Origin of the sequence: Parasphingomonas caseinilytica (assembly GCF_036663755.1) — a bacterium.
Lineage (GTDB): Bacteria > Pseudomonadota > Alphaproteobacteria > Sphingomonadales > Sphingomonadaceae > Sphingomonas.
On the sequence record NZ_JAXOJL010000001.1, the window covers coordinates 322,030 to 335,155 of the forward strand.

A 13,126-nucleotide genomic window follows, 5' to 3' on the forward strand; every position below is an offset into this window, starting at 1 on the left:
CAAAGCAGCGCAGGGCGATTATGCGGACGACGCCGGAAGGGTGGCAGAGTGGTCGATTGCAGCGGTCTTGAAAACCGCCGATGCGCAAGTATCCGTGGGTTCGAATCCCACCCCTTCCGCCAGATCGGGTATCGGCCGATCAGGTGCTGGGCGAGGCCAGTGCCGTGAGTTCTTCAAAAGCATGCATGTCGAGCGGGTGGCCGAAGCGGCAGCCGGCTTCGAAATCGTCGGCCCACATCACCGTCGCCGCGACCTGCCCGACCAGCGGCAGCGTCAGCCAGATCGTGTCGCCCTTGCGCATGGCCGAATAGGTCTGAAGTCGCGCACCGTGGATCGTCAGGTCGGTGACCTTGCACAGCGTGCGATAGAAACCGCCCCGGCCGACGCGCGCGTTCAGCGAAACGGCGGTGCGTGTCGCGCTCCGGTGCCCGGTGACCTCGGCGGATTCGAATTCGGCGGCGAACATGGCTTTCCCTTCGTCGATACGAGGGAAAGCCTAGTCCTGCGATGCCTAACGCGCCGTTAAGAACGACGCGAAAAGACGATATTCGGGTGTTACTTCTTGCCGAACGAGAGGCCGCCGAAACGCTTGTTGAAGCGTGCGACCTGGCCACCGGTGTCGAGCATCGTGCCGCGGCCGCCGGTCCATGCCGGATGCGCGAGCGGATCGATTTCGAGCGTCATCGTGTCGCCTTCCTTGCCCCAGGTGGAGCGGGTTTCGTACACGGTGCCGTCGGTCATCTGCACCTTGATGGTGTGATAATCGGGGTGAATGTTCTTCTTCATCGTCAATCTCCGTCAATGGCTGGTTTCCGACCAGCCGGGACAAGCGCGGCGCACTACACGCCGCGCCCCGGTAGAGCAAGGTGTTTAGAGCCTAAGCCGCTTTCGGCGGATCCGCGATCATCGCCATGAACTTAGCCTCGGCGGCGAGCTTGCCGTCGATCAGCGCGCGGCCGGCGAATTTGGTGCTGCGCGAGCTCTTCTGCACGATCTCGACCTCGAGGCGTAGCAGCACGCCGGGTTCGACCGGCTTGCGGAACTTCACCTCGTCGATCGACATGAAATAGACGAGTTTGCCGGTGCCGGCGAGGCCGAGCGATTCCAATGCGAGGATACCGGCGGCCTGCGCCATCGCCTCGACGATGAGCACGCCCGGCATGATCGGCCTTCCGGGGAAATGCCCCTGGAAGAACTGCTCGTTGATCGTCACCGCCTTGATCGCGACGATCGACCGGTCGAGGATCACCTCTTCGACACGGTCGACCAGCAACATCGGATAGCGATGCGGCAGCGCCGCCATGATCCGCCCGATATCGAGCGGACCAAGCGTCTTCACGTCCGCAGCCGGGGCTGCTTCTTCACTCACCGCGTGGTCGGCTTCTTGGCCGGGGCGGTCGTCGCTGCCGGAGCATTCTGTGCGCCCGCGCCGGCCTGGCCCGGCTGCCAGTTGGCCGGTGGGGTGGTGCTGACGCTCGGCACGACCGTGTCGAGTTCGGCGGTGATCGCGGGGGTGAGATCGGCCGCCGGCTGGGCGAAGATCACCGCATCCGGACGGACGATCAGCTGGACGCCGCGCTTGGCCACGACCGACTGCAGCGCCGCTTCATACTTCATCGCGATCTGCTCGGCGGCATATTGCTGTGCGCGTGCAGCCGGTGCTTCGAGGCGACCTACTTCAGCCTGCACGGCAGCCTGCTTCTGCTGGATCGCGGCGATCTCGGGACGCTTGGCGGCCTGTGCGGCTTCCAGTTCCTGCTGGCTGACCTGGCCGTTCTTGTCGGTATCGAGCGCGAGTGCGAGGGCCTCGATTTCCTTCTGCACGGCAGCGCGGCGTGCGGCCGACTGATCGAGCTGAGTCTTGTAGGTGGTCTTGATCTGCGCGACGGCGGCACCGAACGCCTTGGTGTTGGCGATCGCGCCCTGCGGATCGGCAACGCCCACCGCCTGAGCATTGGCCTGTGCCGCGCCGAGCATGGTGGCGGGGGCCGCCAGAATGGCGATCAGCAGCATTTTCGAGTTCGTGTTCATCAGAAACTTGTCCCTACGTTGAATGTTACGAGTTTGGTGTCGTCGCCCTTATCCTTGACGAGGGCATAGGCCACGTCGATGCGCAGCGGGCCGAACGGCGAGGTCCAGTTGACGCCGGCACCGATCGAGATGCGCGGCTTGGCCGAATTGCCGACGAAACGCTCCAGGAATGGCGATACGGGCGTCCCCTGGGGCGTGTTGGGAATGATACCGTTACAGGCACCGCTGGAATCGGGAAGACCCGCACGGCACGAGGTCGAGACCAGTCCGCCGTCAGCTTGCGTGAAGTAATATAGCTGATTGCCGGCCGTGTCCAAGACCGGAATGAACGCCGATCCCACGGTGGTCACGCCATTGGCGTCGGTGGTCAGCGGGAAGCAGTTGAGCGTCGCTCCGTTGGCGCAGGTGCCGATCGTCGCCAGCGGCTTGGTCACGCCGAACAAGGCACCGGCCTGAACGTAGATCGACGGCCGCAGGCCGAGTTCGCGCGCACCGGCACCGAGCGGGATTTCGAGTTCCAGACGGCCCGAATAATAGGCCCGACCGCCGAGCGCATCGTCGACGATGCTGTTCCGGTCCGTGGTCAGCGTCTGCACGCCGTTTCCGTCGGTGACGTATGGCACGCGCTGGACGCGCGGGCCGACGCCACGAATGTCGAAGCCGCGGAATTCCGGTTCGCCGAGATAGAAGCGATCGGTGATGCGCACCTTGTCGATGCCGACGCCACGGCTGCTCTCCAGCGACTTGATATAGCCGCCTTCCGCTGTTGCCGAGGCAATGAAGCCGCCGCCGATGCCCCAAAACTTCGAGGCGTCGAACTTGGTACGGATATATTTCACGTCACCGCCAAGGCCCGCGAAATCCTGGCTGAAGATGAACTTATGTCCAGCGCTTGGCCGCAAGCGGCTGTTCAGACTGTCATAGACCAGCGAGTAGCCGACCGAGGACGTGGCGCGGTTGCCGATCGAATCGCACAGATAGCGACCCGCCTTGATCGGGTCGCAGACGCCGTTGGTGTAGTAGGTGCCCTGATCCAGCGTGACGTTGTCGAAGCTGAGGCCGTAGCGACCCGACAGCGACCAATATTCGGTCAGCGGCACGCCGGTGCGGATCTGGAAGCCGGTCGAGACCTGCTGATAGGTCGTGTTACGATCGCCGCTGGCGGTAAGATTGAACGAGTTGTAATCGCGCCGGAAGATGTCGCCGCCGATCGCGATATTCTTGTCGAACAGATACGGCTCGGTAAAGCCCAGCTCGATCGACTTGGAATAGCTCGAATAATTGACGCTGGCGCGCAGTTCCTGGCCCTTGCCGCGGAAGTTGCGCTGACGGATCGAGGCCTGGATGATGAAGCTCTCGAGGCTCGAGAAGCCGGCCGACAGCTGCAATTCGCCGGTCGATTTTTCTTCCAGGTCGGCAACCAGCACGACCCGGTCGGAGGCTGATCCGGGGTTCTGCTTCAGCTCGAACTTGTCCTGGAAATAGCCCAGCGAGTTGATGCGATCGGTCGAACGCTTCACCTGGAAGCTGTTGAACGCATCCCCTTCGGCCAGACGGATCTCGCGCCGGATCACCTTGTCCTGCGTGTTGGTGTTGCCGTTGATCTCGACCCGCTCGACATAAGAGCGCTTGGCCTCTGCGATGTTGAAGGCCATCCCCATCGTCAGCGTTTCACGGTCGCGGCTATATTCCGGATTTACCTCGGTGAAGGCATAGCCGAACAGGCCGGCCGTCTCGCTCAGCTGATCGATCGAATTCTCGACCTTCTTGGCGTCGTACCAGTCGCCCTTCTTGATCGTCAGGCCCTCGGCCAGCTTCTTGTTGTCGAAATCGCGGATCGAGCTTTCGACCGTGACGTCGCCGAACTTATAGCGCGGACCTTCTTCCACCACATAGGTGATGATGAAGTCCTTCTTGTCCGGCGTCAGCTCCGCAATGGCGGAGGTCACGCGGAAATCGGCATAGCCTTCGGTCAGGTAGAATTGGCGCAGCTTCTGCTGGTCGTACGCCATCCGGTCCTGATCATAGCTGGTGTTCGAGCTGAGCAGGGTCAGCAGGCGCGCTTGCTTGGTCGCCATCTGCTCGCGCAGCTTGCTGTCCTTGAACACCTCGTTGCCGATGATGTTGATCGCGCGGACTTTGGACTTGGCACCTTCGCTGATCTCGAACACCACATCGACGCGGTTCTGATCGAGCGTGACCATCTTAGGCTGGATGGAAGCGGCGAACCGGCCCTGGCGACGATACAGTTCCACGATGCGCGCGATATCCTGGCGGACGGCGGTACGCGTGAAGATCTGGCGCGGCGCGAGCTTGATCTCCTTGCGGATCTTGTCTTCCTTCAGGCGCTTGTTGCCTTCCAGGATGACGCGGTTGATCACGGGATTCTCGCGGATGCGCAGTACGATATCGCCGCTCTGAGCACCGTTGATCGACACGTCGGCGAAGAAATCGCTCGCGTAGAGATCCTTGATCGCCTGATCGAGTGTTTCGTTGGTGAACGCCTGGCCGACGCGCAGCTTGGTGTAGGACAGCACCGTATCCGGTTCGATGCGCTGCGATCCTTCGACGCGCAGCGACTTGATCGTACGGGTGACCGGCGCAACCACGGGGGCCGGCGTGGCAAGCTCGCGGACCGGGCCGGCCGGCGCCTGCTGCGCATAAGCGGCGATCGGCAGGCTGGACAGCATCGTGCCAGCCAGCAGAGCCGTCGTAGCGCGCACGCCGTATTTCGAAACCTTGATCGCTGTCACTATCCCACCCCAAAAACGGAGAAATTACGCGGGCCGCCTAAAATCGCGCGCCCGCCCTGCCTTACCTGCGTCAACCGATCAACCCGGCCAGACTTTTACCCAGGCCCTTCCAGAGCCCGAACGTGCCCAGATCGTTGAACGTCACCATCAGCATCAGCGCCAGAATTGCGATCAATCCTCCGCGGAACGCCCATTCCTGTACCGCCGCCGGAACCGGACGCCGCCGAATTCCCTCGATCGCATAAAAGAACAGATGACCGCCATCCAGCATCGGAACTGGCAATATGTTGATGAACCCCAAGTTAATCGACACCAGGGCGATCAACCCGATCAGATCCGGAATACCCAGCGCCAGTTGCTCGCCCGACACCTTGGCGATACGCAAAGGCCCACCCAATTCGCTCACCGGACGTTTGCCGGTGATGATCTGGCCGATACTGTCGACCATCATCGTCAGGATCGACCCCATGCGCTTCACCGCGACGACCGGAGCCTCGACCACGCCGACCGGAACCCAGACCGGCTTGACGGGCGCGATGCCGAGCAGACCGAGCTTGAACTCGTTGCCGAACCGGTCGCGCAAGGTCTGCGAACCCACGGCGGCATTCACGCTCATCGCGCGGCCGCCGCGATCGAAATCGACCTGCACCGTCTCGTTGGCGCGCAACTGGATATATTTGGCGACGTCGTCGAACGTCTCGACGCTGCGTCCGCCGAGCGCTGTGATCCGGTCTCCGGCCTGCATCCCGGCCTTGGCGGCTGCGCTCCCCGCCACGATCTCGCGGGCCACGGCCGGGGTGCGACCGTCACCGTACGTCAGCGCGAAACCCATCAGGATCAGGAAAGCGAGCACGAAGTTCACGAAAGGGCCCGCAGCGACGATGATCGCGCGCTGCCATAACGGCTTGGCTTGAAACGTCTGTTCGCGCACCGAGGCAGGCAGCAGATACCAATCCGGGGCGGGCTGGCTCGCCGGGTTCATGTCCCCCGCGAACTTGACGTAGCCGCCGAGCGGCAGCCAGCCGAATTTCCAGCGCGTGCCGCGCTTGTCGGTGACGCCGAACATTTCCTTGCCGAAGCCGATCGAAAACGCCTCGGCCTTCACGCCGAACCAGCGTCCGGCAAGATAATGGCCCATCTCGTGCACGAACACGAGCGGCCCGATCACCAATGCGAATGCCAGGATCGTCAGGAAAAGGCCGGGGGCTTCGATCAACTCACGCAATCCTTTACACGCTCATCCGCAATTCTACGCGCCCCCGCGTCGATTGCCAAAACCTCGTCCAGCGTTTCGGGTGCCGGCGGATCGTAACGATCGAGCGTATCGGCGACGATTGCGGCAATTTCGAGGAAGCCGATGCGTTTCTTGAGAAAAGCGGCGACGGCGATCTCGTTCGCGGCATTGAGGATCGCCGGCCGCGCCCCGCCCGCGTCCAGCGCCTCGCGCGCCAGCCGCAGTGCCGGGAAGCGCGTCTCGTCCGGTGCGGCGAAATCGAGCCGGCTGATCGCGATCAGGTCGAGCGGTGCCATCGGCGTCGCCATCCGGTCGGGCCAGGCCAGGCAATGCGCGATCGGCGTACGCATGTCGGGCGGCCCGAGCTGCGCCAGCACCGATCCGTCGATATAATCGACCAGCGAATGGATCACCGATTGCGGGTGAATGACGATCTCGATCGCATCGTGCGGCACGGGGAACAATCGCGCCGCCTCGATCAGTTCGAGGCCCTTGTTCATGCAGGTCGCCGAATCGACCGAGATCTTCGCGCCCATCGACCAATTGGGGTGCGCGACCGCCTGTTCGGGCGTCACGTCGCGCATCCGCTCGGTCGACCAGTCGCGGAACGGCCCGCCGCTGCACGTCAGGATGATGCGCCGGACATTGCCGGGACGGGTCGCGTCGAAGCATTGGAAGATCGCGTTATGTTCGGAATCCGCCGGCAGCAACGTCGCGCCGCTGCGCTCGGCCGCCTTGAGGATCACGTCGCCGGCCGAGACCAGCGGCTCCTTGTTGGCGAGCACGACGATGCCCCCCTGCTCCACCGCCGCCATCACGGGTTCCAGCCCCGCACAGCCGACGATCGCGCCCATCGTCCAGTCCGCGCCCATTGCCGATGCCTCGAGCAACGCCTGCGCGCCACCCGCCGCCTCTACGCCGCTGCCGGCCAGCCGGGCGCGCAGATCGGGCAGGCAGCTTCCATCCGCCACCACCGCGCGTTTGGCACGGGTCCGGATCGCCGCCGCCGCCAGCTTCTCGGTATCGCGATTGGCGGTCAGCGCGAGGATCTCGAACCGGTCTGGCTCCCGCTCGATCAGATCGAGTGTGGAAGTGCCGACCGATCCGGTCGCGCCCAAAATCGTCACGGTCTTCATGTGTAGAATCTCGGCAAAATCAGCAGGAAAGCGGCCAGCGGCGCGACTGGGACCAGCCCGTCGAGCCGATCGAGCACGCCGCCATGGCCGGGCAGGATCGATCCGCTGTCCTTGACGCCGGCGCGCCGCTTGAGCCAGCTTTCGAACAGATCCCCGCCCTGCGCCAGCACCGCCAGCACCGGCGTCGCCAGCGTCATGCGCCACGGCAGGCCGTATTCGACGTGCATCACACCGGCGAACAGGCTCGCCGCCACGACGCCGCCGATCAGCCCGGCCCAGGTCTTGTTCGGGCTGATCCCCGGCGCGAGCTTTGGCCCGCCGATCGTCCGCCCGGAGAAATACGCGCCGATATCGCACGCCCATACGAGCGCCAGCGCCCAGAGCGTGAAGACGATCGCCGCATCCTGTCGTCGCAGGAAAACCAGAGCCAAAACCGGCAACCCGCAATAGAGCAATCCCGCCGCCAGCTCGCGTCGCCGCGTCACGATCACGACGAAGAACGCCGCCCCCGCCAGTAATCCCAGCGTGAAGAAATAATGCACCTCCAGGATCAGCGAAGGCGGGGCCATCGTCGCCAAGGGCACCGACAGGCTGAACTGCGCGATCCGCTTATGCGCCGCGCCGGCACCGACCAGATCGGCCCATTCGCCCATCATCACGATCGCGCCCGCCACGCACAGCAGCCAGAACCAGACACCGCCGGCCCACAAGGCCGTGGCGGCGACCGCGATCATCGCCACGCCCGAAACCGCACGGACGCCCAGATCGGACGAGCGTTTGGGGCCGCTCACAGGCCGCCGAAGCGCCGTTGACGCTGGCCGAACGTCGCCACCGCCTGTTCAAGCGCCGCCCCGTCGAAATCGGGCCACAGCGTGTCTACGAACAGCAATTCGGCATAGGCCGCCTGCCATAGCAGGAAATTGGACAACCGCACCTCGCCCGAGGTGCGGATCATCAGGTCGAGCGGCGGCAGATCGTGCGTATCGAGTTCGCCCTCGATCGCCGCCTCGTCGATCGCCTCGGCCCGCAACGCGCCCGTCGCGACTTTCATCGCCAGCGCCCGTGCCGCCGCCGCGATCTCCGCCTGCGCGCCGTAATTGAGCGCGATCGCCAGGATCGGCCCGTCATTGTTCGCGGTGCGCGCGATCGCATCGTCGACCAGCTTGACCAGATCGGGCGAGAAGCGCCGGTAATCCCCGATCACGCGCAACCGCACATTCTCGCGCGCCAGCTCGTCCAGATCGCTGCGGATGAAGATGCGCAGCAACCCCATCAGGTCGCTGACCTCCTCCTCCGGCCGCCGCCAGTTCTCCGAGGAGAAGGCATAGAGCGTCAGCGCCTCGATCCCGAGCGCGCGCGCCGCCCGCGTCACCTTGCGCACCGCCTCCACCCCGGCCTTGTGCCCGGCGAGACGCGGCAGGAAGCGCTTCTTCGCCCAACGCCCGTTGCCGTCCATGATGATGGCGACATGACGGGGCAGATGCGACGGACCGTCCGACGCCTTACCCACCGTGGCGGGAATCGTGGCCGGCGCGGAACTCACTTGCCAAGGATTTCCTTTTCCTTGGCCGATGCCGCCGCATCGATATCGGCGATCGTCTTGTCGGTCAGCTTCTGAACTTCGGTTTCGAGCTTCTTGCGATCGTCCTCGCCGAACAGGCCCTTCTTCTCGTCGGTCTTCAGCGAATCCATACCGTCGCGGCGCACGTTGCGCGCGGCGATGCGCGCTTCCTCGGCATATTTTCCGGCCAGCTTGGCGAGTTCCTTGCGCCGCTCCTCGGTCAGGTCCGGGATCGGCAGGCGCAGCGTCGTGCCATCGACGATCGGGTTGAGGCCCAGGCCGGCCGAACGGATCGCCTTGTCGACCGGGCCGACATTCATCTTGTCCCACACCTGCACCGACAGCATGCGCGGCTCGGGCACGGATACGGTCGCGAGCTGGTTGAGCGGCATATGCGCGCCGTACACCTCGACCGTCACCGGATCGAGCAACGAGGTCGATGCGCGCCCGGTGCGCAGGCCCACCAGATCGCTCTTCAACGCCTCGACGCTACCGGCCATGCGGCGTTCGAGATCGGCTTTATCGTATGCGGCCATGTTCAGCCCTCCTTCTTGACGGTCGTCGAGATGCCCTCACCCGCCAGCACCGCGGCGAGATTGCCGTGATCGCGGATGTTGAACACGACGATCGGAATGTCGTTGTCGCGGCACAATGCGATGGCGCTGGCGTCCATCACCTTGAGATTGTCTGCAAGCACGGTGTCGTAACTCACGGTATCATAACGCTTGGCGGTCGGCACCGTCTTGGGATCGGCATCGTAGACGCCGTCTACCGACGTGCCCTTGAACAGCGCATCGCACTTCATCTCGGCGGCGCGCAATGCAGCCCCGCTGTCGGTGGTGAAGAACGGGCTGCCGGTGCCGGCGGCGAAGATCACCACACGCCCCTTCTCCAGATGCCGCATCGCGCGGCGGCGGATGAACGGTTCGCACACGCTGGCCATCGGGATCGCGGATTGCACGCGCGTCTCGACGTTGATCTGCTCCAGCGCATTCTGCACGGCCAGCGCGTTCATGACGGTCGCCAGCATACCCATATAATCGCCGGTCGCCCGGTCCATGCCGCGCGCCGCGCCGGCCATGCCGCGGAAGATGTTGCCGCCGCCGACCACGACGCAAAGCTCGAAACCCTGGTCCTTGGCATCGGCGATCTCCTGCGCGACGCGTGCCGTCACCGCCGGATCGATCGCCAGACCACCCTCTCCCATCAGGACTTCACCCGACAATTTGAGCAGGATGCGTTTGTACGAAGGTGCTGTCACGGGATTCCAATAAGCTGCTGTCGGGGGGCGGCGCGGACCTTAGTTGGGCAGGCGCGGGATTGGAAGCGGGAAGGCGCAATGGCGTCGCCGCTTTCGGGCAGGCCGTTACGGTACCTGTGGATAGCGCGTGAGCACGTCACCCAGCGCGTCCTTCATCGGGCCGAGCCACGCCTCGTAATGACGCCAATGGTCCACGGCATCGGCATAGATCGGCTGACGCACCTGTTCCGCGCTCGGCGTGCGGACGGCGCGGGTGCTGGTGTGGAAATCGAGGCAGACCGGATCGAACGGCAGGCCCAGGAAGCGCAGCATCCGCCGCACCTCGCCCTCGACATCGGCGATGAGGTCTTCATAGATCACACGGTGGACGAAGCCGGGCAGGCGCGCATCCCACAGGTGCATCATCCCCACATAATCGGCATAGAAGCGCCCGACATGCTCGATCGACGTGGCGAAGCTCAGCCCGGTCGGGAAATATTGCTTGAACACCGAAAAACCGCAGCCGAGCGGATGGCGGCGCACGTCGATGATCTTCGCATTGGGCAGGATCAGGCGGATCAGGCCGACCGACATGAAGTTCATCGGCAGTTTGTCGATGAAGAACGGCCGGTCGGTCTGCCGCCAGCGCTTCGCGCGATTGAGGTATTCGGCACCGAGCCCGGCGAGCTGCGTGGCGGAAAGCTTCGCGATGCTGTCGGGATAAGGCATCGTCGCCGGATCGCCGATCCCGCCCAGCATGCGGGCTATGCGCGGCAGTTCGGGCAATTCCATCGTGCCCTCGATCGCCGGATGGCTGGCGAGGATCTGCTCGACCAGGGTGGAGCCCGACCGCGGCATGCCGAGAATGAAGATCGGGTCCGGCGCGGGATCGCCGCTTCCGGCGTGCGCGGTGAAGAATTCCGGCGTGAACAGCGCGTCGCACCGTCGTGCGAAAGTCGCCAGATGCTCCGGATCGTGTGGAGAGTGGGCGAGTTGCAGGCGATTGCCAGCACTATAGTGCGCGAAGGAATCAAGGTAGCGGCCGTGATCTTCCAACGCCTTGCCCAATGCGAAATCGAGGCAGATGCGGTTGGCATCGCTCAGCCCCGGGCGCATCAGTTCCGCCTGCATCGCGGCGATATCGGCCTCGTCGAACGCGAACGATTTCATGTTGGCGAGACCCCACCAGCTTTCGCCGGTCTCGGGTGCCAATTCCAGACTGCGCCGGAACGCGGCGATGGCGGCAGGGATATCGCCGATCGTCTTCAGCACGTTGCCCAGCGTCATCCAAACCAGCGGTTGGGCCGCATCGTCGTCCAGCATGTCGCGATAGCCCGAGACCGCGCCGGTATAATCGCCGAGCAGATCCAGCGTCGCCGCACGCAGGTTGCGATAACCCTTATGCTTGGGATCGATCAGCAGCAGCCGATCGAACTCCGCCAACGCCTCGGGCAGATCGCGATTTTGGTATCGGGTGCGGGCAAGCTGATTGCGTGCCCGCTCATATTCCGGCGCGATCTCCAGCGCGCGGTTCAGAAACCGCACCGCATCCGCGGAATTCCCGGCCCGCGAGGCAATATCGGCCAGCACGACGATCGCCGCGACATCGGTCGGCGCGGTGCGCAGCCGTTCACGAACGATCTGTTCCGCCGTCGCCAGCCGGTTGCCCTCGATCGCGGCCAGCGCGTCGCTGAGCGGTGGCCGGGAAAACGACAGGCTCGCGGCGCGATCGTGCGCGAGCGACGCCCCTGCCCCGTCTCCGGCCGCCCGCCTGGCATCGCCCAGCGCGCGCCAAGCCCCGTCCGCCTCGGGCCGGATGCGCACGGCCCGCTCCAACGCCTCGATCGCCTCGCGCCAATGCTGGGCATTTACATGCGCTTGTGCCTTGTCGATCTCGGTTTTGAAGGCGGTGGCGGGATCGGTTTGGGTCATCGGGCGATCAAGCCCGGCCACGATGTGGTGTCAATCGCGCTCGGCGGAGGGTCCGTTTCAGTTTGATCCCATTTCCGATCGTTCCGTGCCGAGCTTGTCGAAGCACGAACCCCGAACACGCCGTTCGACAGGCTCCGGGCGAACGGGAATGAGTGGATTTGCATCCGTCGAAGATAACGAATCAAAAAGGGCCGCGTCGCGCGACGCGACCCTTCATGTTCGTATCAAGCGACGGCGGCTTATGCCGGCTGCTTGACGCCCGAAGCGGCGGCAACTTCAGCCGCGAAATCGGACGTTTCCTTCTCGATGCCTTCGCCGAGCTGGAAGCGGACGTAATCGACCAGCTTGATCGGCTTGCCCGCTGCCTTCGCCGCATTGGCGACGACGTCTGAGATCTTGGTCTTGCCGTCCATCACCAGCAACTGGCTGACCAAAGCGTTTTCCTTGCGGTACTTGGCGATGCCGCCTTCGACCATTTTGGCGACGATGTCCGCCGGCTTGCCGCTCTCGGCCGCCTTTTCGGTGGCGATCGCGCGCTCGCGCTCGATCACTTCCGGGTCGAGGTCTTCCTCGTTCAGCGCCAGCGGGAAGGCGGCCGCGATGTGCATCGCGATCTGCTTGCCCAGCGGAACGAGCACGTCTTCACTGGCTTCGCTCTCCAGCGCGACCAGCACGCCGATCTTGCCCAGGCCCGGTGCTGCGGCGTTGTGCACATACGGCACGACCGCGCCCGACGTCACTTCCAGGCGCTTGGCGCGGCGGATGTTCTGGTTCTCGCCGATCGTCGCGATGTTGTTGGTCAACGTCTCTTCGACGGTCTTCTCGCCGAGCGAGGTCGCCTTGATCGTCTCGATCGAATCGCCCAGTTCGAGCGCGACCGAGGTCACGTCGCGAACGAACGTCTGGAACTGCGCGTTCTTGGCGACGAAATCGGTCTCGGAATTGACCTCGACCGCCGCACCCTTGGTGCCGGACACTTCAACGCCGACCAGGCCCTCGGCCGCAGTGCGGCTGGACTTCTTGGCCGCCGAAGCGAGGCCTTTGGCGCGCAGCCAATCGATCGCCGCCGTCATGTCGCCGCCGGTCTCGGTCAGCGCCTTCTTGCAATCCATCATGCCCGCGCCGCTCTTTTCGCGCAGATCCTTCACCGCTGCTGCCGTGATCTCGGCCATGTCTCTAATCCTTCTACAGTCTGTAAATGTGATGCGGGCGAGGAAAGGCCATCAAGCCCTACCCCGC

General features: G+C 64.2%; 13 protein-coding genes and 1 tRNA gene. 1 reads left to right on the top strand and 13 read right to left on the bottom strand.

The genetic code is table 11. The annotated features are described in order from the left end of the window. Nucleotides 1-34: 34 nt before the first annotated feature. A tRNA-Ser gene (locus U1738_RS01410) sits at nucleotides 35-122 on the top strand. A gap of 17 nt (nucleotides 123-139) precedes the next feature. Here the strand turns inward: U1738_RS01410 and U1738_RS01415 are convergent. The 13 genes from U1738_RS01415 to tsf all read right to left on the bottom strand — a co-directional run bounded on the left by U1738_RS01415 (nucleotide 140) and on the right by tsf (nucleotide 13,059). After that, complete coding sequence (locus tag U1738_RS01415; protein WP_332787251.1) at nucleotides 140-466, bottom strand: PilZ domain-containing protein; 327 nt, start codon at nucleotides 464-466, stop codon at nucleotides 140-142. A gap of 89 nt (nucleotides 467-555) precedes the next feature. Further along, nucleotides 556-786, bottom strand: a complete 231-nt coding sequence (rpmE, locus tag U1738_RS01420; RefSeq protein WP_055779325.1) for a 50S ribosomal protein L31 — start codon at nucleotides 784-786, stop codon at nucleotides 556-558. 91 nt (nucleotides 787-877) lie between these two features. After that, on the bottom strand, nucleotides 878-1,369 hold the full coding sequence (gene fabZ / locus U1738_RS01425) for a 3-hydroxyacyl-ACP dehydratase FabZ (RefSeq protein ID WP_332787252.1): 492 nt from the start codon (nucleotides 1,367-1,369) through the stop codon (nucleotides 878-880). Beyond that, nucleotides 1,366-2,031: an OmpH/Skp family outer membrane protein gene (locus tag U1738_RS01430; RefSeq protein ID WP_332787253.1), complete on the bottom strand. Its 666-nt coding sequence runs from the start codon at nucleotides 2,029-2,031 to the stop codon at nucleotides 1,366-1,368. Before U1738_RS01430 ends, fabZ begins: the two co-directional genes overlap by 4 nt. Continuing rightward, the gene (bamA, locus tag U1738_RS01435) at nucleotides 2,031-4,784 is read right to left on the bottom strand and encodes an outer membrane protein assembly factor BamA (RefSeq protein WP_443026963.1); all 2,754 of its coding nucleotides are present in this window, start codon (nucleotides 4,782-4,784) and stop codon (nucleotides 2,031-2,033) included. The genes U1738_RS01430 and bamA overlap by 1 nt, the downstream gene beginning before the upstream one ends. 70 nt (nucleotides 4,785-4,854) lie before the next feature. Next, a complete protein-coding gene (rseP, locus tag U1738_RS01440; protein WP_332787254.1) occupies nucleotides 4,855-6,000 on the bottom strand; it encodes an RIP metalloprotease RseP in 1,146 nt (381 codons plus the stop codon). After that, the gene (locus tag U1738_RS01445) at nucleotides 5,997-7,154 is read right to left on the bottom strand and encodes a 1-deoxy-D-xylulose-5-phosphate reductoisomerase (protein ID WP_332787255.1); all 1,158 of its coding nucleotides are present in this window, start codon (nucleotides 7,152-7,154) and stop codon (nucleotides 5,997-5,999) included. The genes rseP and U1738_RS01445 overlap by 4 nt, the downstream gene beginning before the upstream one ends. After that, entirely contained in the window at nucleotides 7,151-7,945 is a 795-nt protein-coding gene (locus U1738_RS01450) for a phosphatidate cytidylyltransferase (protein ID WP_332787256.1), read from the bottom strand. The genes U1738_RS01445 and U1738_RS01450 overlap by 4 nt, the downstream gene beginning before the upstream one ends. Then, nucleotides 7,942-8,664 carry an isoprenyl transferase gene (locus U1738_RS01455; protein ID WP_443026977.1) on the bottom strand — a complete coding sequence of 241 codons (723 nt, stop codon included), beginning with the start codon at nucleotides 8,662-8,664 and terminating at the stop codon, nucleotides 7,942-7,944. Before U1738_RS01455 ends, U1738_RS01450 begins: the two co-directional genes overlap by 4 nt. Nucleotides 8,665-8,693: 29 nt before the next feature. Continuing rightward, nucleotides 8,694-9,251 (bottom strand): ribosome recycling factor, encoded by a 558-nt coding sequence (gene frr / locus U1738_RS01460; RefSeq protein ID WP_332787257.1) that lies wholly within the window; start codon nucleotides 9,249-9,251, stop codon nucleotides 8,694-8,696. Nucleotides 9,252-9,253: 2 nt separating this feature from the next. Further along, complete coding sequence (gene pyrH / locus U1738_RS01465) at nucleotides 9,254-9,976, bottom strand: UMP kinase (RefSeq protein ID WP_332787258.1); 723 nt, start codon at nucleotides 9,974-9,976, stop codon at nucleotides 9,254-9,256. A gap of 105 nt (nucleotides 9,977-10,081) precedes the next feature. Further along, on the bottom strand, nucleotides 10,082-11,887 hold the full coding sequence (locus U1738_RS01470) for a tetratricopeptide repeat-containing sulfotransferase family protein (RefSeq protein WP_332787259.1): 1,806 nt from the start codon (nucleotides 11,885-11,887) through the stop codon (nucleotides 10,082-10,084). Nucleotides 11,888-12,126: 239 nt separating this feature from the next. Next, on the bottom strand, nucleotides 12,127-13,059 hold the full coding sequence (tsf, locus tag U1738_RS01475; RefSeq protein ID WP_332787260.1) for a translation elongation factor Ts: 933 nt from the start codon (nucleotides 13,057-13,059) through the stop codon (nucleotides 12,127-12,129). Nucleotides 13,060-13,126 lie beyond the last annotated feature (67 nt).

Bases quoted from the DNA above. Each gene is read 5' to 3' on its own strand.
- U1738_RS01430 (WP_332787253.1), bottom strand. From the start codon at position 2,031: ATGAACACGAACTCGAAAATGCTGCTGATCGCCATTCTGGCGGCCCCC.
- U1738_RS01470 (WP_332787259.1), bottom strand. From the start codon at position 11,887: ATGACCCAAACCGATCCCGCCACCGCCTTCAAAACCGAGATCGACAAG.
- U1738_RS01445 (WP_332787255.1), bottom strand. From the start codon at position 7,154: ATGAAGACCGTGACGATTTTGGGCGCGACCGGATCGGTCGGCACTTCC.
- tsf (WP_332787260.1), bottom strand. From the start codon at position 13,059: ATGGCCGAGATCACGGCAGCAGCGGTGAAGGATCTGCGCGAAAAGAGC.
- rpmE (WP_055779325.1), bottom strand. From the start codon at position 786: ATGAAGAAGAACATTCACCCCGATTATCACACCATCAAGGTGCAGATG.
- U1738_RS01415 (WP_332787251.1), bottom strand. From the start codon at position 466: ATGTTCGCCGCCGAATTCGAATCCGCCGAGGTCACCGGGCACCGGAGC.
- frr (WP_332787257.1), bottom strand. From the start codon at position 9,251: ATGGCCGCATACGATAAAGCCGATCTCGAACGCCGCATGGCCGGTAGC.